The organism is Leifsonia sp. P73 (genome assembly GCF_051059105.1).
Taxonomy (GTDB): Bacteria; Actinomycetota; Actinomycetes; order Actinomycetales; family Microbacteriaceae; genus Leifsonia.
The window spans coordinates 715,404-737,520 of the sequence record NZ_CP194931.1; the positions used below are offsets into that span (position 1 = coordinate 715,404).

The 22,117-nt window shown below is 71.7% G+C and carries 21 protein-coding genes, 4 tRNA genes and 1 pseudogene; 9 read left to right on the plus strand and 17 right to left on the minus strand.

What is annotated here, in order from left to right:
- Positions 1-45: 45 nt before the first annotated feature.
- Genes ACQ86L_RS03700 through pdxS form a run of 3 tightly spaced genes read right to left on the minus strand, consistent with a single transcriptional unit; the run spans position 46 to position 3,270 of the window.
- Positions 46-1,707 (minus strand): FAD-dependent oxidoreductase, encoded by a 1,662-nt coding sequence (locus tag ACQ86L_RS03700; protein WP_434317734.1) that lies wholly within the window; start codon positions 1,705-1,707, stop codon positions 46-48.
- 39 nt (positions 1,708-1,746) lie between these two features.
- Positions 1,747-2,340, minus strand: coding sequence for a pyridoxal 5'-phosphate synthase glutaminase subunit PdxT (gene pdxT, locus ACQ86L_RS03705; RefSeq protein WP_434318979.1), 594 nt, complete (start codon positions 2,338-2,340; stop codon positions 1,747-1,749).
- Positions 2,341-2,367: 27 nt separating this feature from the next.
- Complete coding sequence (gene pdxS / locus ACQ86L_RS03710; protein ID WP_185277226.1) at positions 2,368-3,270, minus strand: pyridoxal 5'-phosphate synthase lyase subunit PdxS; 903 nt, start codon at positions 3,268-3,270, stop codon at positions 2,368-2,370.
- Positions 3,271-3,363: 93 nt separating this feature from the next.
- Between pdxS and ACQ86L_RS03715 the strand changes: the two are divergent.
- Together ACQ86L_RS03715 and pdxY are read left to right on the plus strand one after the other, a co-directional pair.
- Positions 3,364-4,691 (plus strand): annotated as a pseudogene (locus ACQ86L_RS03715) (aminotransferase class I/II-fold pyridoxal phosphate-dependent enzyme).
- Positions 4,692-4,708: 17 nt separating this feature from the next.
- Complete coding sequence (pdxY, locus tag ACQ86L_RS03720; RefSeq protein ID WP_434317735.1) at positions 4,709-5,560, plus strand: pyridoxal kinase PdxY; 852 nt, start codon at positions 4,709-4,711, stop codon at positions 5,558-5,560.
- 72 nt (positions 5,561-5,632) lie between these two features.
- Here the strand turns inward: pdxY and ACQ86L_RS03725 are convergent, their stop codons facing one another.
- Together ACQ86L_RS03725 and thrS are read right to left on the minus strand one after the other, a co-directional pair.
- Positions 5,633-6,235 carry an HIT family protein gene (locus tag ACQ86L_RS03725; RefSeq protein WP_434317736.1) on the minus strand — a complete coding sequence of 201 codons (603 nt, stop codon included), beginning with the start codon at positions 6,233-6,235 and terminating at the stop codon, positions 5,633-5,635.
- Positions 6,223-8,193 (minus strand): threonine--tRNA ligase, encoded by a 1,971-nt coding sequence (thrS, locus tag ACQ86L_RS03730; protein WP_434317737.1) that lies wholly within the window; start codon positions 8,191-8,193, stop codon positions 6,223-6,225. The genes ACQ86L_RS03725 and thrS overlap by 13 nt, the downstream gene beginning before the upstream one ends.
- 245 nt (positions 8,194-8,438) lie before the next feature.
- Between thrS and ACQ86L_RS03735 the strand changes: the two genes are divergently transcribed.
- Complete coding sequence (locus ACQ86L_RS03735; protein WP_434318980.1) at positions 8,439-10,697, plus strand: cell wall-binding repeat-containing protein; 2,259 nt, start codon at positions 8,439-8,441, stop codon at positions 10,695-10,697.
- Positions 10,698-10,762: 65 nt separating this feature from the next.
- On the opposite strand, the gene ACQ86L_RS03740 is transcribed toward ACQ86L_RS03735, so the two are convergent.
- Entirely contained in the window at positions 10,763-12,820 is a 2,058-nt protein-coding gene (locus ACQ86L_RS03740; protein WP_434317738.1) for a S53 family peptidase, read from the minus strand.
- 117 nt (positions 12,821-12,937) lie between these two features.
- On the minus strand, positions 12,938-13,963 hold the full coding sequence (locus ACQ86L_RS03745) for a TolB family protein (protein ID WP_434317739.1): 1,026 nt from the start codon (positions 13,961-13,963) through the stop codon (positions 12,938-12,940).
- A gap of 258 nt (positions 13,964-14,221) precedes the next feature.
- Between ACQ86L_RS03745 and ACQ86L_RS03750 the strand changes: the two genes are divergently transcribed.
- Positions 14,222-14,662 carry a GNAT family N-acetyltransferase gene (locus ACQ86L_RS03750; RefSeq protein WP_434317740.1) on the plus strand — a complete coding sequence of 147 codons (441 nt, stop codon included), beginning with the start codon at positions 14,222-14,224 and terminating at the stop codon, positions 14,660-14,662.
- On the opposite strand, the gene ACQ86L_RS03755 is transcribed toward ACQ86L_RS03750, so the two are convergent.
- A complete protein-coding gene (locus tag ACQ86L_RS03755) occupies positions 14,659-15,267 on the minus strand; it encodes an AAA family ATPase (protein ID WP_434317741.1) in 609 nt (202 codons plus the stop codon). The two genes, ACQ86L_RS03750 and ACQ86L_RS03755, sit on opposite strands and share 4 nt — an antisense overlap.
- Positions 15,268-15,304: 37 nt before the next feature.
- Between ACQ86L_RS03755 and ACQ86L_RS03760 the strand changes: the two genes are divergently transcribed.
- The 3 genes from ACQ86L_RS03760 to ACQ86L_RS03770 are packed head-to-tail and all read left to right on the plus strand — an operon-like array spanning position 15,305 to position 16,999.
- Positions 15,305-15,751, plus strand: a complete 447-nt coding sequence (locus ACQ86L_RS03760) for an NUDIX domain-containing protein (protein ID WP_434317742.1) — start codon at positions 15,305-15,307, stop codon at positions 15,749-15,751.
- A 25-nt stretch (positions 15,752-15,776) separates the two neighbouring features.
- Entirely contained in the window at positions 15,777-16,532 is a 756-nt protein-coding gene (locus tag ACQ86L_RS03765) for a class I SAM-dependent methyltransferase (RefSeq protein ID WP_434317743.1), read from the plus strand.
- Complete coding sequence (locus ACQ86L_RS03770) at positions 16,529-16,999, plus strand: 2'-5' RNA ligase family protein (RefSeq protein WP_434317744.1); 471 nt, start codon at positions 16,529-16,531, stop codon at positions 16,997-16,999. The genes ACQ86L_RS03765 and ACQ86L_RS03770 overlap by 4 nt, the downstream gene beginning before the upstream one ends.
- Here the strand turns inward: ACQ86L_RS03770 and ACQ86L_RS03775 are convergent.
- The 6 genes from ACQ86L_RS03775 to ACQ86L_RS03800 form a co-directional block, all read right to left on the minus strand.
- Positions 16,953-17,417, minus strand: coding sequence for a hypothetical protein (locus tag ACQ86L_RS03775; RefSeq protein WP_434317745.1), 465 nt, complete (start codon positions 17,415-17,417; stop codon positions 16,953-16,955). The genes ACQ86L_RS03770 and ACQ86L_RS03775 overlap by 47 nt on opposite strands.
- A gap of 2 nt (positions 17,418-17,419) precedes the next feature.
- Positions 17,420-17,944, minus strand: a complete 525-nt coding sequence (locus tag ACQ86L_RS03780; RefSeq protein WP_434317746.1) for an AAA family ATPase — start codon at positions 17,942-17,944, stop codon at positions 17,420-17,422.
- The gene (locus ACQ86L_RS03785; RefSeq protein WP_434317747.1) at positions 17,941-18,462 is read right to left on the minus strand and encodes an AAA family ATPase; all 522 of its coding nucleotides are present in this window, start codon (positions 18,460-18,462) and stop codon (positions 17,941-17,943) included. Before ACQ86L_RS03785 ends, ACQ86L_RS03780 begins: the two co-directional genes overlap by 4 nt.
- A 110-nt stretch (positions 18,463-18,572) precedes the next feature.
- Positions 18,573-18,647 (minus strand) — tRNA-Val (locus tag ACQ86L_RS03790).
- Positions 18,648-18,669: 22 nt separating this feature from the next.
- Positions 18,670-18,740: transfer RNA gene (locus tag ACQ86L_RS03795), tRNA-Cys, on the minus strand.
- A gap of 69 nt (positions 18,741-18,809) precedes the next feature.
- A tRNA-Gly gene (locus ACQ86L_RS03800) sits at positions 18,810-18,882 on the minus strand.
- Between the two features lie 188 nt (positions 18,883-19,070).
- Here ACQ86L_RS03800 and ACQ86L_RS03805 point away from each other — a divergent pair.
- Positions 19,071-19,143: transfer RNA gene (locus tag ACQ86L_RS03805), tRNA-Val, on the plus strand.
- Between the two features lie 39 nt (positions 19,144-19,182).
- Here the strand turns inward: ACQ86L_RS03805 and ACQ86L_RS03810 are convergent.
- From ACQ86L_RS03810 to ACQ86L_RS03820, 3 genes are all read right to left on the minus strand, one after another.
- Positions 19,183-19,524: a hypothetical protein gene (locus ACQ86L_RS03810; RefSeq protein WP_434317748.1), complete on the minus strand. Its 342-nt coding sequence runs from the start codon at positions 19,522-19,524 to the stop codon at positions 19,183-19,185.
- Positions 19,525-19,531: 7 nt separating this feature from the next.
- Entirely contained in the window at positions 19,532-20,449 is a 918-nt protein-coding gene (locus ACQ86L_RS03815; RefSeq protein ID WP_434317749.1) for a hypothetical protein, read from the minus strand.
- 67 nt (positions 20,450-20,516) lie between these two features.
- Positions 20,517-20,843: a hypothetical protein gene (locus tag ACQ86L_RS03820; RefSeq protein WP_434317750.1), complete on the minus strand. Its 327-nt coding sequence runs from the start codon at positions 20,841-20,843 to the stop codon at positions 20,517-20,519.
- Between the two features lie 90 nt (positions 20,844-20,933).
- Between ACQ86L_RS03820 and ACQ86L_RS03825 the strand changes: the two genes are divergently transcribed.
- Entirely contained in the window at positions 20,934-22,115 is a 1,182-nt protein-coding gene (locus ACQ86L_RS03825) for a MalY/PatB family protein (protein WP_434317751.1), read from the plus strand.
- The last annotated feature ends 2 nt before the right edge of the window (positions 22,116-22,117 follow it).

Here is a 22,117-nt window from a genome sequence, read left to right on the forward strand (position 1 = left end):
TAATGCCTCGTCAGGAGGCCTCCCGAAGGCGCGACGGCGGGAGCGCTACTGCGCCGCGAGCGCCCGGTGCACCGAGGCGACGGCGCTGGCGCCCTCCCCGACCGCCGCGGCGATGCGCTTCATCGACCCGTGACGGACGTCGCCCGCGGCGAAGACGCCGGCCAGGCTCGTCTCGAACGGCAGCGGCCCGCGACCGGCGTCGGCGACGGCGGGGAGGTCGACGTCCGTCAGCAGGAAGCCGCTGGCGTCCACCGCCGCGCCGCTCAGCCAGGACGCCCGCGGCTCCGCGCCGACGAAGCAGAACAGCGCAGCGGCGGGGACCCGCTCGCTCGCTCCGGTGGCGGACGAGGTGAGCGTGACGGCCTCCAGCTGATCGCCGCCGTGCAGCGCCGTCGCGTCGGACGAGGTGTGCACCGTGATCCGCTCGTGCGACCGCACCCGGTCGACCAGGTAGCTGGACATCTTGGCCGCGATGTCCGGTCCGCGGACGACCAGGGCGACGTCGCTGCCCAGCTCGGCGAGGTAGAGCGCGGCCTGGCCTGCGGAGTTCGCGCCGCCCACGACGATCGCGGGCCGGCGCGCGACGGTCCTTGCCTCCAGCTCGGTCGTCGCGAAGAAGATGCTGCCGCCCTCGAAGTCCGCCCAGCGCTCCAGCGGGAGGCGGCGGTAGCGGGCTCCGGTGGCGACGACGATCGTGCGCGCCCGGATGGCGTCGCCCTCCGCCAGCGTCAACTCGTGGCCGCCCTCGCGCGGAGACAGTGCGGTGACCTCCGCCGGCGCCGACAGCCGCACCCCGAACTTCAGCGCCTGCACCAGGCCCAGCTCGGTGATCTCGGCGCCGGAGACGCCGGACGGGAAGCCGAGGTAGTTCTCGATCCGGGAGCTCGCCGCCGCCTGGCCGCCGGGCGCGAGAGCGTCGAGCACCAGGGTCCGCAGGCCCTCGGAGGCGCCGTAGATGCCGGCCGCGAGCCCGGCCGGCCCCGCGCCGACGACGACCAGGTCGAACTCGTCGCCGTCGCGGTAGCGGTACGCCAGGCCGACCGCCTCCGCGAGCGCGAGCGGGGTCGCGGCGGCGATCACCGCGCCCCGGGACACCACGAGCGGGAGGTCGAGGCCGGCATGCTCGGAGGCCTGCAGCGCGGCGCGGCCCGGCTCGGTCGAGACGTCGATCCAGCGGTGCGGCAGCTCCATGCGCGCGGCGTAGCGGCGCAGCGCCAGGGCCGCGGCGGAGCCCTCCGTCCCGAAGATCTGGGTCGTGCGGTCGGCGGCGGCCATCAGCAGCCGCCGCCGGGCGCGGAAGGCCGCGAGCAGGATCTCCGACAGCTCGCCGTCGTTCGACATGAGCTGCTTGAACGCCGCGTTCGGGATGCGCCGCACCCGGCTCGGCTCGACGATGCGGGCGGTGAGCAGGGAGGACTGCCCGGTCAGCATGCTCAGCTCGCCGAGGAACTCGCCGGCCTGCCACTCGGCGACGACGCGCGCCCGCGAGTCCGCCGTCGCCTCCCGGACGATGTCGACCCGGCCGGACTCCATGACGAAGAAGTCGAGCCCCTCGTCCCCGGCGCGGAACAGCGTGTCCCCGACGCGGAACTCCTCCGACTCGCCGAGCGCCATCAACCGGGCGAGGACGTCCTGCTCCAGGACGGGGTTGGCCGCGGTGCCGACCGGGACCCGGAACGGCGGCCGCTCGGCGGGAGGCGTCGGCACGCCGCGATCATAGGGGAACGCGGCGCCGACGCACCATCCTCAGACCGCGGCGTCCACCCGCCCGTTCACCCGCGCCCGCACCTTCGCGAGGAAGTACTCATGGAACCGCGTATCCCCCGTGATCTCCGGGTGGAACGACGTCCCGAGCAGGTCGCCCTGCTCCACCGCCACGACGCGCCCGTCCGGGACGCGGGCGAGCACGGTCGCCTTCTCCCCCACGCTCTCCACGATCGGCGCGCGGATGAACACCGCGTGCACCGGCTCGTCGCCGAGCTGCGGGATGTCGAGGTCGGTCTCGAAGGAGTCCACCTGGGACCCGAAGGCGTTGCGGCGCACCGCGACGTCGAGGCTGCCGAGGCTCTGCTGGCCGGCGATGCCGTCCACGATCGCGTCCGCGAGCATGATCAGGCCGGCGCAGGTGCCATAGACCGGCAGCCCGGCGGCGATGGCGGCCTTCAGCGGCTCGGCGACGCCGAACGCCCGGGACAGCTTGTCCATGACGCTGGACTCGCCGCCCGGGATGACCAGGCCGTCGATGCTCTCCAGCTCCTCCGCCCGGCGCACGGGGACGGCGTCGGCGCCCAGGCCGCGCAGGACCGCGATGTGCTCGCGGAAGTCTCCCTGCAGGGCCAGGACGCCGACGCGGGGGCGGCGGCTGCGTTACCAGCCACGCTCGGCGAGGCGGTGCGGCGCGGCGAGGTCGGAGACGTTGATGCCGACCATCGCCTCGCCCAGGCCGCGGGAGACCTCGGCGATGACCTGCGGGTCGTCGTAGAACGTGGTCGCCTTGACGATCGCGGCGGCGCGCTGCTCCGGGTTGCCCGACTTGAAGATGCCGGAGCCGACGAAGACGCCGTCCGCGCCGAGCTGCATCATCATCGCGGCGTCGGCCGGGGTGGCCACGCCGCCCGCGGTGAACAGCACGACGGGGAGCTTGCCGGTCTCGGCGATCTCGGCGACCAGCTCGTACGGAGCCTGGAGGTCCTTGGCGGCGACGTAGAGCTCGTCGCGCGTCATCGACTTCAGCGCGTTGATCTCGGAGGTGATCTTGCGGATGTGCTTGGTGGCCTCCGAGACGTCGCCGGTGCCGGCCTCGCCCTTGGAGCGGATCATCGCTGCGCCCTCGTTGATGCGGCGCAGCGCCTCACCGAGGTTGGTGGCGCCGCAGACGAACGGCACGGTGAACTGCCACTTGTCGATGTGGTTGACGTAGTCGGCGGGCGAGAGCACCTCGGACTCGTCGATGTAGTCCACATCCAGCGCCTGCAGCACCTGGGCCTCGACGAAGTGGCCGATGCGGGCCTTCGCCATGACCGGGATGGAGACCTCGGCGATGATCGCCTCGATCAGGTCCGGGTCGCTCATGCGGGCGACGCCGCCCTGCGCGCGGATGTCGGCGGGGACGCGCTCCAGCGCCATCACGGCGACGGCGCCGGCGTCCTCGGCGATGCGGGCCTGCTCCGGCGTGACGACGTCCATGATGACGCCGCCCTTCAGCATCTCGGCCAGGCCGCGCTTGACCCGGCTCGACCCCGTGGCGGTGCCCTGTTCTGTGACTGTCATGATCGCCCTCTCGTGCGGTACGAAAAAGTTTTGGCCTATGCCGAAGATATCATCACTCGGAGGGCTGGTTAGACTCGACGCCGGGGAGCGAAAGTGGACGAACAGGTCATCACGGGCACGACTGCGGCGGAGATCGCGGCGAGCGTGCGCGCGCTGCACGAGCGCGGTGCGCTGCGACGCGGCGACGCCCTCCCCCGGTGCGCGAGCTGGCCGCCCGGCTCCAGGTCAACCGGAACACGGCCGTCGCCGCGTACCGGCTGCTGGCGCAGGCAGGCGTGGTCGTGGCACGCGGCAGGGCCGGCACGGTCATCGCGGGCGTGGAGGCCGTGGCGCAGGAGGGCTACGCGACCGACAGCGTCCTCCGCGACGTCGGCACGGGCAATCCCGATCCCGGCCGCATCCCCGACCTCTCCTCGGCGCTGGCCCGCGCGACCGGGCGGCCGGTGCTCTACGGCGAGCCGGTGATCGACCCGGCCCTGGAGGCCATCGCGCTCGCCTGGGTGCGGGAGGACCTGGCCGACCGTGACCTCCGGATCACCGTGACGAACGGCGCGGTCGACGCCGTCGAGCGACTCCTGGCGCAGGCCCTGCTGCGCGACGACGCGGTCGCACTGGAGGACCCATGCTTCCTGGCCAGCATCCACACGGTCCGCCACGGCGGCTACCGCGCGGTGCCCGTGCCGGTGGACGCCGAGGGGATGACCGTGGACGGCCTCCGCGCGGCGCTGGACGCCGGCGTGCGCGCGATCATCTGCACGCCGCGCGCGCAGAACCCGACGGGCGCCACCCTCTCCCCCGCACGCGCCGCGGCCCTGCGTGCGCTGCTGGCCGACCATCCCTACGTGCTCGTGATCGAGGACGACCACTTCTCCATGCTGTCGCAGCGGCCGTACGAGACGCTGATCGGGCCGGGGCACCGCCGCTTCGCGCTGGTCCGCTCGGTCTCGAAGTTCCTCGGCCCCGACATGTGCCTCGCGATCGCCGCGACCGACGCGGAGACCTCCGACCGGCTCGCCTTCCGGCTGAGCCCCGGCACCACCTGGGTGAGCCACATCCTGCAGCGGCTCGTGCTCGCCCAGCTCACCGACGACACGGTGCTGAGCGAGGTCGCGGAGGCCGGGCGGCACTACGCCGTGCGGAACGCGGCGTTCGCGGAGCAGCTCAGCTCCCGGGGCCTGCCGACCGAGGCGGCCGACGGGCTCAACCTCTGGGTGGAGCTGCCGGTCGAGGCGCGGATCGTGGCGGAGCGGCTGATGCGGCGCGGCTGGCTGGCCCGGACCGGCGACGAGTTCCTGCTGGGCGGGCGGCCCGCGGCGTCGCACCACCTGCGGCTGACGGTGCACGACCTCGGCGACGAGGAGGCTGCGCGGCTGGTGGACGACCTGGTGGAGGCGGCCGAGCGCTCTGCGCCCCGCCTCTGATCTGCCAGGATCGAATGATGCGTATCCTCTCGATCCAGTCCGCTGTCGCCTACGGCCACGTCGGCAACTCCGCCGCCGTGTTCCCGCTCCAGCGCATCGGCGTGGAGGTCCTGCCCGTCTACACCGTCAACTTCTCGAACCACACCGGCTACGGCGCCTGGCGTGGGCCGCTGATCGCGCCGGACGACGTGCGCGCGGTGATCACCGGGATCGAGGAGCGCGGCGTGCTCGGGAGCATCGACGCCGTGCTCTCCGGATATCAGGGCGGCGAGGGCATCGGGGACGTGATCGTGGACGCCGTGGCCCGCGTGAAGGCCGCCAACCCGGACGCCGTGTACGCGTGCGACCCGGTGATGGGCAACGCGAAGTCCGGCTGCTTCGTCGCGCCGGCCATCCCCGAGCTGCTGCGCGACAGGGTCGTTCCTATCGCCGACATCATCACGCCGAACCAGTTCGAGCTCGGCTACCTCACCGGGACCGAGCCGGGCGACCTGGAGTCCACGCTCGCCTCCGTCGACGCCGCGCGGGCGATGGGGCCGCGCACGGTCCTCGTCACCAGCGTGGAGCGGCCGGACCAGCCGGACGGCACGATCGAGATGCTTGCAGTGGACGACGCCGGTGCGTGGATCGTGCAGACGCCGCGACTGGCGCTGAAGGCGAACGGGTCGGGCGACGTCACGGCGGCGCTGTTCACGGCGCACTACGTCGCGTCCGGCGACGCGGCCTCCGCACTCAGCAAGACCGTCTCCAGCGTCTACGACCTGCTCGCGAACACGCTGGCGTCGGGTGAGCGCGAGCTCCGGCTCGTGGAGTCGCAGGAGTCGTACGCGCACCCGCGCGAGCAGTTCACGGTCACGCAGGTGCGCTGACCCCCTCCACATTCGTGCCGAATGTCGCCTTTCGCGCCAGCGAACACGACATTCGGCACGAATCGGGGTGCGTCAGTCGGCGTCGTGCGGCCAGGCGTTCGCGATGGCGGCGCGGACCTCGCCGAGGAGCTGCGGCAGCGCCTTCGTCTTGGCGATGATCGGGAAGAAGTTCGCGTCCTGCGCCCAGCGCGGCACGATGTGCTGGTGGAGGTGCGCCGCGATTCCGGCTCCGGCGACCTCGCCCTGGTTCATCCCGATGTTGAAGCCGTCGTTGCGGGAGACCTCGCGGATGACACGCATCGCGGTCTGCGTGATGCTCCCGATCTCGGCGACCTCCTCCGGCGTCGCCTCGTCGTAGTTCGCGATGTGGCGGTACGGGCAGACCAGCAGGTGGCCGCTGTTGTACGGGAACAGGTTGAGCAGCGCGTAGGCGTGCTCGCCGCGCGCGACGATCAGCGCGTCCTCGTCGCTCAGGCTGGGCGCGACGCAGAACGGGCAGTCGTCCTTGCCGGGCTGCTGCCCGTGCTGGATGTAGACCATCCGGTGCGGGGTCCACAGCCGCTGGAACTCGTCGGGCACGCCGACGAGGTGCGACAGGTCGTCGATGCGGATCTGCTCCGCATCGACGCCCGCGCCGCCCTCGTCGGCGTAGTCGTCGAGGCTCAGTCGAGCCATGCGGTCTCGACCAGCTCGTGGCTCTCGATGCTCGCGACGATCCGCTCGATCGCCTCGTCCACGGTCACGCCGTTGCGCTGGCTGCCGTCGCGGAAGCGGAAGGACACCGTGCTCGCCGAGGCGTCCTCCTCGCCCACGATGAGCTGGAAGGGGACCTTGGCCTTGGTGTGCGTGCGGATCTTCTTCTGCATGCGGTCGTCGGAGTGGTCCACATCGGCGCGCACTCCCCTGGCCTTCAGCCGCGCGATCACGTCGTCCAGGAAGGGCCCGTAATTGTCGGCGACCGGGATGCCCACCACCTGGACCGGCGACAGCCAGACCGGGAAGGCGCCCGCGTAGTGCTCCAGGAGGATCGCGAAGAACCGCTCGATCGAGCCGAGCAGCGCGCGGTGGATCATCGCCGGCTGCTTGCGCGTGCCGTCGGCGGCGTTGTACTCCAGCTCGAACAGCTCCGGCTGGTTGAAGTCGAGCTGGACCGTCGAGAGCTGCCAGGTGCGGCCGATGGCGTCGCGCGCCTGCACCGAGATCTTCGGGCCGTAGAACGCCGCTCCGCCCGGGTCGTCCACGAGCTCCAGGCCGGACTCGATCGCCACCTCGCGGAGGGTCTCGGTCGCCGTCTCCCAGCTCTCGTCGCTGCCGACGTACTTCTCCGGGTCCTTGGTGGAGAGCTCCAGATAGAAGTCGGTGAGGCCGTAGCCGCGCAGGGTCTCCAGCACGAACTCCAGCTGGCGCGCGACCTCGTCCTTGATCTGGTCGTCAGTGACGTAGATATGCGCGTCGTCCTGCGTCAGGCCGCGCACGCGGGTGAGGCCGGAGAGCGTGCCGGACTTCTCGTACCGATACACCGTGCCGAACTCCGCCAGCCGCAGCGGCAGCTCGCGATAGCTGCGCCCACGCGCCCGGAAGATCAGGTTGTGCATCGGGCAGTTCATCGGCTTGAGGTAGTAGTCCTGCCCCTGCCGGGTGATGTTGCCCTCGGTGTCGCGCTCCTCGTCCAGGTGCATGGGCGGGAACATGCCGTCCTTGTACCAGTTGAGGTGCTGGCTGATCTCGTAGAGGTGCGCCTTGGTGATGTGCGGCGTGTTCACCAGCTCGTAGTCGTTCGCGATCAGCCGCTCGCGCATGAAGTTCTCGATCTCGTTGCGGATGATCCCGCCCTTGGGGTGGAACACCGCCAGGCCCGAGCCGATCTCGTCCGGGAAGCTGAACAGGTCGAGCTCCGCGCCGAGCTTGCGGTGGTCGCGCTTGGCGGCCTCCTCCATGCGGGTCTGGTATGCGCGCAGCTCGTCCTTGCTGGGCCACGCGGTTCCGTAGACGCGTTGCAGCTGCGGGTTCTTCTCCGAGCCGCGCCAGTAGGCGGCGGCGACGCGGGTGAGCGCCCAGCCGTTGCCGAGCATGCGGGTGCTCGGGACGTGCGGGCCGCGGCAGAGGTCCTTCCAGATCGTCTCGCCGGTCTTCGGGTCGACGTTGTCGTAGATGGTCAGCTCGCCAGAGCCGACCTCCACGGACTCGTCGCCGCCGCCGGACTCCGCGCCGGAGCCCTTCAGCCCGATCAGCTCCAGCTTGTACGGCTCGCCGGCGAGCTCGGCGCGCGCCTCGTCGTCGGTGACCACGCGGCGCATGAAACGCTGGCCCGCGCGCACGATCCGCGCCATCTCCTTGTCGAGGGCCTTCAGGTCCTCCGGGGTGAACGGCTCGGCGACGTCGAAGTCGTAGTAGAAGCCGTCGGTGATGGGCGGCCCGATGCCGAGCTTGGCCTCCGGGTTGATCGCCTGCACGGCCTGCGCGAGGACGTGCGCGGTGGAGTGGCGGAGGATGCCGAGGCCGTCCGGCGAGTCGATGGTGACCGGCTCGACGGTGTCGGTGGTCGTGACGGTCGTCGCGAGATCCTTCAGCTCACCGTTGACGCGCATCGCGACAACGGAACGGTCGGTGAAGAGCTCGAAGCCGTCGGCCACCTGTCCACTCCTTGAGTCGTATTCCAATGGGATGCGTTCAACTCTAGTCGGCGCGCAGCGGCGCAGCGGACCGGATGCGTGGCCAGGTCGCGGCCCGAATTGGGGTACGACTCGCGGGGCTCCGACCGCCCAACTCTTCGCGGGCCCGGGCTAAACTGCCCGCGTGCCCCTCCGACCCGGGGCCCCGGACGACCCGAACGGACGGACTCCACCCTCCCCACCCCTTCAGAGCGGATGTGTCCACCATGAAGACCGGCCTCGCGGTTCTCGCAGCAGCCATCCTGACCGCAGTAGCCGTCGTCCCCGCTGTACCCGCCGTCGCGGCCGAGGTGCCGGCGTCGGCGCACGCCACGACGGCGCGGGGCGCGACGCCGACACCGTCGCCCTCTGCCGCACCGACGTCAGCACCGACGCAGGCGCCCACGCCGGCGCCGACCTCCACCGCCTCCCCGTCGACGGCGCCGCAGGCGCCGGCCGGTGACCCGGGCATCGCCGAGATGAACGCGGCGCGCAACCACACGATGGGATCGACGATCCCCTCGTCCGACCCGGCCAGCGGCACCGCGGCGAAGTCGCAGTTCAAGGCCTCGCTCGGCGTCACGGGCGTGCTCGGGATGGACGTCAGCGGCTGGCAGACCGGCATCAACTGGCCGTCCCAGTACGCGGCAGGCGCCCGCTTCGTCTACATCAAGGCGTCGGAGGGCACCGACTACACCAGCAGCCAGTTCAGCACCCAGTACTCCGGGTCGTACAGCGCCGGCCTGATCCGCGGGGCCTACCACTTCGCAACGCCCAACACCACGAACGGCGCCACGCAGGCCCGGTACTTCGTCGCCAACGGCGGCGGCTGGTCCCCGGACGGCCGCACCCTCCCGCCGCTGCTCGACATCGAGTACGACCCGTACACGGCCACCGACCACACGAACTCGTGCTGGGGGCTCTCGACCGTCGACATGTCCAACTGGATCTACGACTTCGTGTCGACCGTGCAGAACCTCACCGGCGTACGGCCCGCGATCTACTCCACCGCGAACTGGTGGAACACCTGCACCGGCTCCAACAACACGTTCGGCGCCTACCCCGTGTTCGTCGCCCGGTACGGCACCAGCACTCCGGGAGCCCTCCCCGCGAGCTGGGTGAACTGGACGATGTGGCAGTACGCGGACGCCGGGACATTCGCGGGCGACCAGGACATCTTCAACGGCACCCAGACCCAGCTGACGCAGTTCGCCCTGGGGGCGCAGAACCACCCGCCGATCGGGTCCTATGACACGGCGACGCTCAACAGTGGGAGCTCCTTCTCGGTCTCGGGATGGGCGTTCGACCAGACGAACCTCGCCGCGCCCGTGCAGGTGCAGGTCACCTGGAACACGCCCTCCGGGGTGACGCAGACGACGGTGACGGCCAACCAGAGCAGGCCGGATGTCGCCTCCGTCTACCCGGCAGTCGGAAACTACCACGGGTTCACGGCCCAAGTGCCTTGGTCGGGCAACGGGCAGTACGGGGCCTGCATCACGGTCATCGCGCTGCCGGGCGACTCCGCGGGCAACGCCTCCCTCGGCTGCAAGACCTCCTTCTTCTCACCGGCCAGCGCGACCGTCCCGTCGTCCCAGCGGCTCGCCGGGACCGACCGCTTCGACACGGCCGTGCAGATCTCGCAGCACGCGTTCCCGAACCCGGGTGTCCCCGTCGCGTATGTGGCGTCGGGGATGAACTTCCCTGACGCGCTCTCAGCCGCTGCGGCCGCCGGCGCCCAGAAGGGGCCCGTGCTCCTGGCCGGCACCTCCACGGTTCCGGCCGGGACGATCGCCGAGCTCAACCGGCTGCAGCCGGCCAAGATCGTCGTCATCGGCGGGACCGCGGCGATCGACTCCAGCGCCTACGCCCAGCTCGCCGCCCTGAACCGTCCGCTGCAGCGCATCGGCGGCGCCGACCGGTTCGAGACCTCCCGGCTGGTCGCCAGCTACGCGTTCCCGTCCGCCACGTCGGCGTACGTCGCGACGGGCTCGTCCTTCGCCGACGCGCTCACCGCGGCCCCGGTCGCGGCGAAGAAGGGCGTGCCGCTCCTCCTGGTCGACGGCTCGGGGATGGACCCGGCCACCGCGTCCTACCTCGCCGCCCGGCCGTTCCGCGCGGTGACGCTGATCGGCGGGACCTCCGTCATCGCGCAGGCGTGGGCGGACTCCGCGACGAGCTCGGGGATCACCGCGACGCGGATCGGCGGAGCGACCCGCTTCGACACCAGTGCGGCGCTTGTCGCGGCCGGCTTCGCGAACAACAGCGCCTCCTCGGCCTACGTCGCCTCCGGCTACGCCTGGCAGGACGCGCTGGTGGCCGGCGCCGCGGCCGGCGCGACGTCCCAGCCGCTCATGCTCGCCAACACGAGCTGCATTCCGCGGGCGATCGGCGACCAGTTCGTCAGGCTCGGCACGTCGTCCTACGAGATCGCGGGTGGCACCTCGGTGCTCTCCAGCGACGTGGACACCTTCGCCGTCTGCTACTGATCGACCGCTGACACACGAGTGCCCCCTCCCGTCCGGGAGGGGGCACTCGTGTGTTGCGGGCGCGGCTACTTCGTGATCGCCGCGAAGAACGAGGCGCCGTTCGGCGTCCCCACTCCGGTCGCGGTGTCATAGCCCTTGGTGCTGTGGAGCGTCTGGCTCGGCGTCTCCTGCGTCCGCAGGCTGTAGCTGAGACCGCCCGCGGCGCTCTCGCTGTCGACGTAGTTGACCCGGAGGACGCTCGGCAGCGCCGAGCCGAACATGTCCTTCTGGTCGACGTCGTAGTAGGCCGAGCCTCCGGCCGAGTACGCCCCGTAGATGCGCGGGTTCAGGAACCCGAGCGGAGCGCCGGCGAGCTGGTTGGCGACGGCCGCCATCCCCGCGGTCAGCGGGGCGGCGACGGAGGTGCCGCCGATGCGGTACTCGTCGTAGTACGTCCCGTTGCTGAACGTCTGGGTCTGACCGACGAGCAGGCCCGTGTTCGGGTCGGCCAGGGCGCTGATGTCGGGCACCAGCCTCCCGGACGCCGAGCCGACCGCCGCGGCCTGGTACGACGGCTGCGCGAAGATCTTGCTCACGCCTCCACCGCCACCGCCGTTGAAGTTGCCGGGCAGGGCCGCCGCGAACGTGCCGTCCAACTCGTACGGCGCGCTCGTGATGTGGTCGGTCGCGGTGGGCTTCACCGCGTCGAGACCGGTCTGCCAGCCCACCTCGAACGACCGCTTCCAGCCGTTCTGGTTGAGGGCGGAGGACGGGTCGTCGACCGAGCCGTAGCCGAGGCCGGCCGGAGCGGCGCCGGTCGGGACGACGGAGGCGGACGAACCGCCGACCGCGGTCACCCACGGGCTGTCGGCGTAGAAGTCGACCTGGGGCGAACCGAAGTTGCCGACCTCGTCACCGCTGTCGCCGCTGGAGACGAAGACGCCGATGCCGGTCGCCGCCGCCTGGATGAACGTGTTGTTCAGGCTGTTGATGAAGCCCTGCGGCACGGCCTCCCCGGCGAACCCGTAGGAGATCGAGAGGATGCTCGCCAGGTGCTTGTCGACGATGTGGTTGACCGACGCGTCGAAGTCCTGCCGCGCGTTCGAGGAGGCGACGTAGAGCAGGCTGGCATCCGGCGCCATCGAGTGGATGGCCTCGGCGTCCAGCGTCTCCTCACCGTAGAAGTCGCCCGGCGTCTGCTTGGGCGTGTCCGGGAGCTTGTAGACCCCTGGCGCCACCATCTGGGTGATCTTCGGTGCGGGCAGGTTGTGCAGGCTGCTGTACTTCGTCACGTCCTGCACGATGGTCGGGCTCGCGGTGGCGCCGACGAAGGCGACCGTCTGGCCTGCTCCCGTCGCGGCGACGGAGTCGAGGCCGTAGAGGCCGCGCACCTGGGCCGGGGTGTACCCGCACGGCGCGATCGGCTTGCTGCTGGTGCCGTACGCCGGGGCGTTCGGCATCGCGACCGTCTTCTCGCCGTACCAGAGCGAGCACGGCTGCCCGGCGCGGAAGCCCGCGGACGGTGCGCCGTGGACCTGGTTCGGGCCGTTGCCGTTCGTGTTGCTCGGCGCGATCAGGTCGGCGCCCTGGTCGAGGCCCGCCACGCTCTCCACGATCCCGGTGAGGGAGGCCGGGATGGTGACCGCGGACTCCGGCGCGCGCAGCGTGGTGCCGTAGGCGTCGTACTCCCCGAGCGTCACGCCGAACGCGTTCTGCGCCTGGGCCACCGTCCCCTCGGCGGAGACGTACCGGTTGTTGGACGGAGTGTCCACGATGTTGAATCCGGCGGACCGCAGGAACTGCTGCACCGCGACCACGCTGGACTGCGCGGGAGCGAACTGCTGGCGGAACTGCTGCGGGGTCAGGTAGTGCCGGTAGCTCGCCGAGCCGGGTGTGGACACGGCGAGCGCCGTCGCCGCCGCCTGCGCCTGGTTCTGCCAGGGCAGGTACACCCGGAGGTCGACCGTGTCGGTCGCGGGCGCCGCGGAGCGGAGCGCTTTCGCGTTCGCCCACGCCGGCTGACTGCCCGGCAGGGCGTTCCTTCCTGGCGCTGCGACGGCGGGTGACGCCGCCACCGCGGCAAAGAGAAGGGCCGCGCCGGTGGTGACGGCTGCGGCCCTGAGGGTTCTGGTTGTCGTGCGCATGGATGTCCTTTCACCAATGCGATGGATGCGCTGGTAGGCGCACGGCTATCCAACCCCTGTGAACAGGGGTAGACCAAGTATGGTTTTCTGAGACTTCGTTCAGGAACGAGACGACGCTCACTCCAGCGGGATGTGCCGCCACGGCGGTTCGGCATGGTCCATGACGGGCAGCTCGTGCAGCACCGGACGGTCGCCGTCCCAGATGAGCGCCCAGAGCGTCCCCTCCCTTCCGCGCCCCTCGGTCGGGTCGTGGAACACGATGGCCCGGCCGCCGGCCCAGGTGGCGCCGAGCGCGATCCTGCCCGGCGCGACGTATCTGAGCTTCTCGTAACAGGCGGCGACGGAGCGGCACGTCGCCGGCATCGTCGCCAGTTGCGCACCCACGGTGAACGCGAGGAGGTCGCGGGTCGGTCCGGAGCGCGCGGTGGAGAGGTGGGCCACTCCGACGCCCAGGGACCAGGCGGTGAGCTGGACGCTGTGCGAGCCGTCGCGGTCCTGCCGGAAGAGTGCGGTGCGACCGGTGGGGTCGTGTGCCAGTACGACGCGGTATCCGGCCGGCGAGAACGTCGGAGCGCTCTCGCTGAGCCACGGGCTCCCTGCGGAGATCCGGATGGGGAATTCCCCGGCGAGGTCGGTCAGCCACAACTCGCCTGCCCGGTCGCCGGTCTGCATCGTGTAGATCACGCGGTGGCCGTCGGGCGCCCACACCGGGTGGGTGGCGCCCTCCGGTGCGAGCCGGCTGCCGTGGTCGAGGCGTCGTTCACCGCGGCCGTCGAGCCCGATGACCCGCACCTCGAAGCGGAGGGTCCGGGTCGCGCGGCCGAACAGCACGTAGCGGCCGTCCGGTGACACGCGGGGGCCGTAGTCGACCGAGAGGTCGGGCGGGTGCGTCAGCTGACGGACGCGGTGGCTGGCGAAGTCGTAGACGGCGAGGTGGGTGGTGGTGCCGGAGTCACTGACCCGCGGCCACACGTAGACCCCGACCCCGCGGGTGCTCGCGGACGCGGACCTCGGGACTCGCGGGGCGGCGACCAGCACCACCGCGGCCAGCAGCGCGGCGACGAGGAGGGCGGTGCCGAGCATCGCGGCCGGCACGCTGACCCGCCGCCGGACGACACCGCCCCTCCCGCCGCTGTGGCGCATGACTCATCGCAGGCGATCCCCCGCGATCGCCTGGCTCCACACCGGCCGTGGCCGGTTCACGGTTCGGGCCGCGACCCTGACGCACGTCTCCACGAGCAATCACCTGCCCGGGTACCGGAAGCCGATGCCCTGGCATCCGGCGCCCGCATGCACACACTGCATCGGGAGGACGCGCCACGGCAAGCTCTCTGCGCGGGCTGGATGGCAGGTGCGGGATCCGGATGGGTTCGCGTGGTGAGGGCGGATACGGTGGAGCGCATGACCACGATCGAGATCGACGTCCCGACCGCCCTCGACAGCGGAGACCTGGCCGCGATCCGCCGGCTGCTCCCCCAGCTCTCCCGCTCCTCCACGTTCGACGAGGAGCGGCTCGTGGCGATGCTGAGCCACCCGGGCACCGACCTGCTCGTCGCCCGCGTCGACGGCGAGGTGGCCGGGATGGCCACGCTGGCGTCGTTCCCGCTCGCGACCGGCTGGCGCGGGCACGTGGACGACGTGGTGGTGGACGACGCGCACCGCGGCCGGGGCATCGCCCGGAGGCTGCTGGAGGCGATCATCCGGCTCGCCGAGGAGCGGGGGCTCCGGACGCTGGACTTGACGTCGCGACCGAGCCGCCAGGCGGCCATCGCGCTGTACGAGTCGGTCGGATTCGTGCGGCGGGAGTCGACGTTGATGCGGTATGCGGGGGTGCGGGACTAGGGCTCTCGGCGCCCGGCCGCCGGCAGCACCCGCTCCAGCCGCGCCAGCAGCTCCTCCAGCGCCCCGGGAGCCTCCGACTCGTACGGCAGCACCTCCCCGGCCAGGTCGAGCACCTCCCGCCGGTCGTCGTGGATGCTGTCCCGGAACTGCTCCACCCAGGCATGGTCGGCGTGCCCGGGATGCCGCGACCCGTCGCGGGCGCGCGCCTCGAACCGGCGGACCAGCTCGTCCGGCGACGCCGTGCAGTGCACCTGGATCGCCGTGAAGCCGTACTCCGCCTGCCACGACCGGAACTTCGCGTCCTCGTAGGCGGCGTTGAACGCGGCGTCCACCACGAACGGCGCGCCCGCCTGCAGCTGCCGCTCGACCACGTAGTCGAGCAGCGCGAAACCGGCCCGGCCCAGCGCCATCGACCACTCCCGGTCCCCGGAGCCCAGGGTGTCGAACAGGATCTCCTTCAGCCTGTCCTTGGACACGATGGGGAGGCCCCAGCGGGCGGCGATGGCGGTGCTGACGGTGGTCTTCCCCGACGCGGGGCGGCCGACGACGAGCACGAGAGCGGGGCCGCCCGTGGTGGACGTGGGTGGTGGCTGTTCCGATGGCATGACGGACAGGGTAGCCCGCGCTGCGTAGGCTGCGGGCATGCCGATGTCCGACTACGTCCTGTCGATCCGCGAGCGGATCGGGAACGACTTCCTGCTGCTGCCCGGCGTCACGGCGGTGATCCGGGACGGCGAGCGCTTCCTGCTCGCGCGGGCTCCGCACTCCGCCGAGTGGAGCCTGATCGGCGGCGGCGTCGAGCCTGGTGAGCAGCCCGCGGAGGCGCTGGCTCGCGAGGTCTTCGAGGAGACCGGCGCCGCGGTACGGATCACGGGGATCGTCGGCGCCTACGGCGGCGAGCCGCTGATGGTCGACTACCCGAACGGCGACCGGGTCGGCTACGTGACCACCGCGTACGAGTGCCGCCTCGCCGGAAAGGCGAACCCTGACGGCGAGGAGATCGCCGAACTGGGGTGGTACACACACGAGGAGATCCGGGCGCTGCCGCGGCAGGCCTGGATCGACCAGGTGCTCGCGGATGCGGGCTGACCGCTCCGTCTGCCAGCATGCCGGTATGACTCGATCACTCGACACCGGCCCTGACGGCGCCCCGCCCACGGCTCCCTACGACGCGATCGCCGACGGCTACGCGGAGCTCAACGCGACCAGCCTGCTGAACGAGTACTACAACCGGCCCGCGCTCGTCGAGCTCGCGGGCGACGTCGCCGGCCGCCGGATCCTGGACGTCGGATGCGGCTCGGGCCCGATCCTGGCCGACCTCCGCGACCGCGGTGCGACCGTCACCGGTGTGGACGCGAGCGCCGGGATGCTCGACCAGGCGCGAGCCAGGCTCGGCGCCGGAGCGGACCTACGCGTCGCCGACTTGGCGGAGCCGCTGCCGTTCGACGACGACACGTTCGACGACGTCATCGCGTCGCAGGTCCTCCACTACCTGAAGGACTGGGGGCCGGCCCTCGCCGAGCTGCATCGCGTCCTGAAGCCGGGCGGACGCCTGATCGTCTCCGAGGAGCATCCCACCGCCGTCTTCCTCGCGGACCGGCTGTCCGGCGGCGACCGCGAGTACTTCGGCATCCACGAGCGGACCGAGCAGTGGACGCTGGCCGGCCGGACCGCCGAGCTCACCTTCTGGGACCGTCCGCTGCACGCGATGACCGACGCGTTCGCCGCCGCCGGCTTCAGGATCGCGACGATCAGTGAGCCGGCTCCGGCCCCGGACGCGTTCGACCGCTTCCCGGAGGTCGGGAGGCGCGAGAGCGGGCGCTTCCTCGCGTTCCTGCTCTTCGTGCTGGTGGCGGAGCCGCCGCGATGACGCCGAACGCCTTCGCCGTCGTCGCCCTCTTCGCACCGATCGACGTCGGGACGTCCATCGCCCGCTCGGCGTGGCCCGCGCACGTGACGCTGGTGTCGAACTTCGCGGCCGAGGCATCGCCGGGACGGGTGATCGAGGTCGTCCGCGACGCGCTGGTGGATGGCCCACCGGTCTCGGCCCGAATCGCCGGCCGCGCGATGTTCGGCCCCTCGCGCGACAACCCGGTCCAGCTCGTGGAGCCCGACTCCTTCCCGGGCGTGCACGAAGCGCTCGCGGAGGCCGTCGAACGCCTCCCGGGCTTCGTCGCCGACGAGCCCGACTACTGGCACGACGGCTACCGGGCGCACATCACCCTCCGCTTCGCGCCGGACCTGCGGGAGGGCGATACGTTGCCCGTCCGGTGCGTCGCGACGGCGCAGCTCACGGAGGAGTACGGCACGATCGTCGACGTCGTGGAGGTGGCATGAGAGTCGGCTCGATCAGAAACGTCCCCCCGCCCAGCTCGATCACGACCTCCCGATCCGGGGACGTCCGCGCCGACCGGACGGTGTCGCCCTGCAGGGACACGATGGCCTGACGGAAACCCGCGTCGCCGAAGCGGAGCACGCGGGTCCCGACCACGACGGTCGGCCATTCGGGGATGGTGACGATCGCCCGTCGCTCGCCGAGGAACACCAGCTGCGGGTCGTCCACGTCGAACGTCACGCGTTCGAAGGTGGAGCCGTTCAACTGCTCGATGAGGCGGGTGCTGCCGGCCGACCAGGCCTGGGCGCGTGCGTCGCGGACGGCGTCGCGCCGGGCGAGCCGTCGCGCGACCAGCACGGCGCCCGCGACCATGGCCGCGCCCACGAAGAAGATCGACGCGCCCAGGACCCCGTACCCCACGGTCAGAGGGTAGCGCGACGCGCCGTCTCCAGCACCCGGTCGGCCGCGGCTCGCGCGCTGACCGACGCGTCGAATCGCGTCTCCGTCACGAAGTCCAGCGGCTGCCAGCCGTGATACCAGCCGCTCATCTCGTCCACGGTGAACGCCTCCGACTTCGCCCGCGTCGCGTGCCTCCGGAGGGTCTCCTCCAGCGGGACGTCCCAGGCGAAGAAGTGCGAACGCGACGCGATCGCGGCGAGCTGTTCGAGCGTGCGCTGGTAGCGTCCGGCGTTCATGATGCCCTCGACCACGACCACGAGTCCTCGGGCGAGTCCCCAGGCGGCGATCGTCCGGAGCACGTCGATGGTGGCCGCCTCCGCCCTGTCGGCTTCGTTCAGGAGCTGCCTCCGCACGACGTCCTGAGGGACCACGAGGCACTCGCCGGGCTCGAAGTCAGCCTGCACCAGGGCAGCCACGGTGGACTTCCCCGAGCCGGAGTTGCCGCGGAGGACGACGAGAACACCCGCGGGGGCCTCCACGGCCGTCATGCCTGCGCCGCTTCCCCGGCTGCGACCGACCGCAGCACCCGGGCTGCCACCACTTCCATATCGTCCGCGCCCGTGTCGACCACGTCGCCCTCGATGCCCGCGGAGTCGAGGATCGCCGTCAGCTCCGCCGCGCGGGCGAGGTGCCACGCCAATCCGTCCGGATCGTTCGCGTGCCGCGCGCGCAGCCGCTCCTCGATGACCGCGGCGTCCGCGGTCAGCCGCACGAAGGTCGCCTGACCGCCGACCGCGCGCCGGAACCGCTCCGCGTCCTCCCGGGACTCGATGACACCGGCGACGACGCCGAGCTGCGCGCCCGCCACGCCGAAGTTCGCCACCAGGGCCGCGACGTTCGCGAGCTGCAGCTCCAGGTTGAACGGGTCGCCGGCCGCGGCGGGACGGAACCGGCGGATCTCGTCGAGGTCGACCACCGCGTGCGGGCGCGCCTCCCGTTCGCTGATCGCGTCGGCGACGGAGGTCTTGCCGACACCGACCGTGCCGTTCAGGAACAGTGCGTGCATCCCGCGATTCTCGCAGGCCGGGGGGGGGGCAGGCCTGCTCAGGCGCACCTCATTGCTGGCGCGGCCGGGCCGGAGATGCAGAAAAACCCCGGTCTCCCGGGGGTTTTCGTTGGTGGGCGATACTGGGATCGAACCAGTGACCTCTTCCGTGTCAGGGAAGCGCGCTACCGCTGCGCCAATCGCCCAGAGCCTGAGTGCTCAGGTTCGAGGTGGATACGGGATTCGAACCCGTGTATACGGCTTTGCAGGCCGCTGCCTCGCCTCTCGGCCAATCCACCGAAGCCACAACACGGAAGAACCGTACCGTATTCGAGAGGCCTGGAATCCGAGGAAACCAGGCCGACTCGAGCGGATGACGAGACTCGAACTCGCGACCCTCACCTTGGCAAGGTGATGCGCTACCAACTGCGCTACATCCGCATTTCGCGCCCCGGTCTCCCGCGGCACTTGAATGACTTTAGCTGATCCCCGCTCCGATGACCAAACCGGACGCGTCTTCCGGGTGTGTCGCGCACCACCACGCCCGGCGCGCGGGGCCGATGTGCAATCCGGTGCCGCGGTCGGCTAGTATCGAGTCTCGCAGCCGGAATCCGCGGCCGCGAACGCACGGGCGATTGGCGCAGTTGGTAGCGCGCTTCCTTCACACGGAAGAGGTCATCAGTTCGAGTCTGGTATCGCCCACCGTCGATGGAACCCCGGTCACGGCCGGGGTTTTCGCGTTCACGGCGTGAACCACGGGCCCTCGCCATGCGAGAGCACCGCGATCAGGTACCCCCACGCCAGTCCGATCAGGAGGGCGACCGGGACCCTGACGGCCCGGCGGCGGACCCACGGGATGAACAGCAACGGGATGGCCAGGGCGGCCGCCGCGACGCAGCAGGCGACGATCGCCATCCAGGTGTCGTCGAGGTCGCGGCCCCAGCCTCCGCCCGAGCAGCCGCTGATCCCGCACCAGGAGAGCGCGGCGACGATGAACGGAACCGCGCAGAACGCGGCCACGGCCGGGACGACCCAGAGCAGGTGCCATGCAGGAGGCCGTCCGGTGCGTTGAACCTCGGACATCGGGCGCTCAGTACCCGACGACGCCGGTGAAGTCCGGCGAGCCGTCCGATCGGGCCGGGAGCGGAGTGCCGTTGACGTAGCGGGGCCACTCCAGGCGGTAGCCGCCGGACGGCGTCAGCACGTTCGGGTACGGGGACGACGCCGTGGGAGCGGGGGCGGAAGCGGCGGGCCGCGCGTACGCGGCGGGCGCCGCGTACCCGGCGGCCGCCGGAGCAGCAGCCGCGACGGGCGGCGCCGCAGCGGCAGCCGCCTCCGCGCGCGCCGAACCCTTCGCCGCCTTCGGCCCGAACAGCGTGTAGGTCAACGGGATCAGGATCGTCCCCAGCGCGTCCAGGATCGCGATGGTCGCCACGAGCCGCCAGTACGTGTCGGAGAACGTCGTGTGGTCGAACACCAGCGGCGCCGCGAGCCCCAGCGTGAGCGCGCCGACCAGCACCAGCGTGCACACGGTCACCTTGGACATGATCGGGCCGGTGAAGCGGCGCTGGGTGTTCAGCACCAGGTGGACGTGCAGGAGGCCGAGCCGCACGACGGCGACGAGCGCGATCCAGCCGAAGACGCCCCAGGAGGACGTACCGGTCCCGTCGTCCGGCGAAGAGGAGCTCCCGTCGAACGCCGGCGCCCAGAGCTTCACCAGGCCGTCGAGCAGCAGGAACGCCGACAGGATCACCGACACCGCGCCGAACCACGGCGCGCGGCGGGCGGACACGTCCGCGTCGTACCAGGAGACCAGCGAGAAGAACACCAGCAGCGCGATCGTGCCGATCAGCCGCCAGCACGTCTCGTCCCACGTCCCGATGATCACGGCGTAGACGCCGACCAGCGCCGCGGCGATCAGCGCGCCGACGACGATCCGCGGCAGGAGTCTGCGCACCCAGGCGAAGCGGTCGGTGTCGGGAGGGAGGGCGCCGGTCACATCGGTCATGGCTCGAACGCTAGCGACGGGCCGCCGGCGCAGAATCCGTGCCAGTACGGTATTCGCTCCGAGTCGCTCAGCGGACCGGGTGATCGCTCTCCGTGAGCCCGCGCAGCGCCGCCACCAGCTGCGCGGTGTCCGGCATCCCCCGCAGCCCCGCCGGCGTCGCGTAGACCCGGCAGGCCAGCTCCCGGATCTGCTCGGCCGCCGGGAAGAGGTCGGCGCCATCGACCACGATCGTCGGCGAGCCGGCGAACACCGTCGCTGCCAGGTCGGCGGGATCCTCCAGCAGCCGGTACTCCACCGCCGCGTCGATCCCGGCCTCGGCGAGCGCGACCTCCAGCCGCGCGTCGGCCTCCCGCCAGCTCGGGCACTCCTGGATGTGCAGCACCTCGACGCGCACGGGCCTCCGATCGACGGCTCTCCCGCCCTTACCTTACGTTCCGTGACGCGGGCGGATGCGCTCGGGGCTGCGGTGCCGCATCCTTGGGCGATGAGCTTCGCACCGGCCCGACCCCTGGAGCAGCTCTTCGCGTCCCGGTCGAGCATCAAGTGGCGCCGCTATCCCGCGGACGTCCTGCCGGTCTTCGTCGCCGAGATGGACTTCGACGTCGAGCCGGCCATCCTCGACCGCGTCGCCGAGACGCTCCGCAACTCGGACACCGGCTACCTCGACTCGGCCGGTCCGCTGGCGCCCGCCTTCGCGGACTTCGCCTGGAGCTCGTGGGCGTGGGGCGTCGACCCGGAGTGGGTGCACCTGGCCACCGACGTGACGGTGGGCGTGGTCGAGACGCTGCGGCTGGTGCTCCCGGAGGCCGGTGGCCGCGTCGTCCTGACGCCTCCGGTCTATCCACCCTTCTTCGAGATGATCGAGGAGGCCGACGCCGTCGCGATCACCGTCCCGCTGCGCGAGGACGCCGGCTGGACGCTCGACCTCGACGGCCTGGAGGCCGCCTTCGCCGCGGGAGCCGACGCCATGCTGCTCTGCAACCCGCAGAACCCGACCGGCCGATGTCACAGCCGCCGCACCCTGGAGGCGCTCGCCCGCCTCGCCGCCCGTTACGGGGTGTTCGTCGTCAGCGACGAGGTGCACGCCCCGCTCGCCCACCCGGGCTCCCGCTTCACGCCGTTCGCGCCCGTCGCCCGGGCCGCCGGCGCCCGCGCCGTCACGGTGACCTCCGCCAGCAAGGCCTGGAACCTCGCCGGGCTCAAGTGCGCGGTCATCGTCGCCGCCGAGCCGGGCACCGCCGACCTGCTCACCCGGCTCCCGGAGGAGCTCGCGGCGCGCACCAGCATCCTCGGCCTCCACGCCAACGTCGCGGCACTGTCCTGCCTGCGCTGGCGCGACGGGCTGCTCGACCAGCTCGTGACGAACCTCCAGCTGCTGGAGGCGGAGCTGGCCGTCCACGCGCCCTCCGTGCGGGTGGTCCGGCCCGACGCCGGCTACCTCGCTTGGCTGGACTTCCGCGAGACCGGGCTCGGCGACGACCCCGCCCGCGTGCTGATCGACACCGGCCGGGTCGCCCTCAACTCCGGTCTCGCGTTCGGCGAGCAGGGCCGCGGCTTCGCCCGGATCAACCTGGCGTGCGACCCGAGCACGGTGGTGGAGGCCGTCCGCCGCATCGCCGCGACCGTGGCCGCCGCGAGCGCGGCGCTGGCGCCCCTCCCCGCATAACC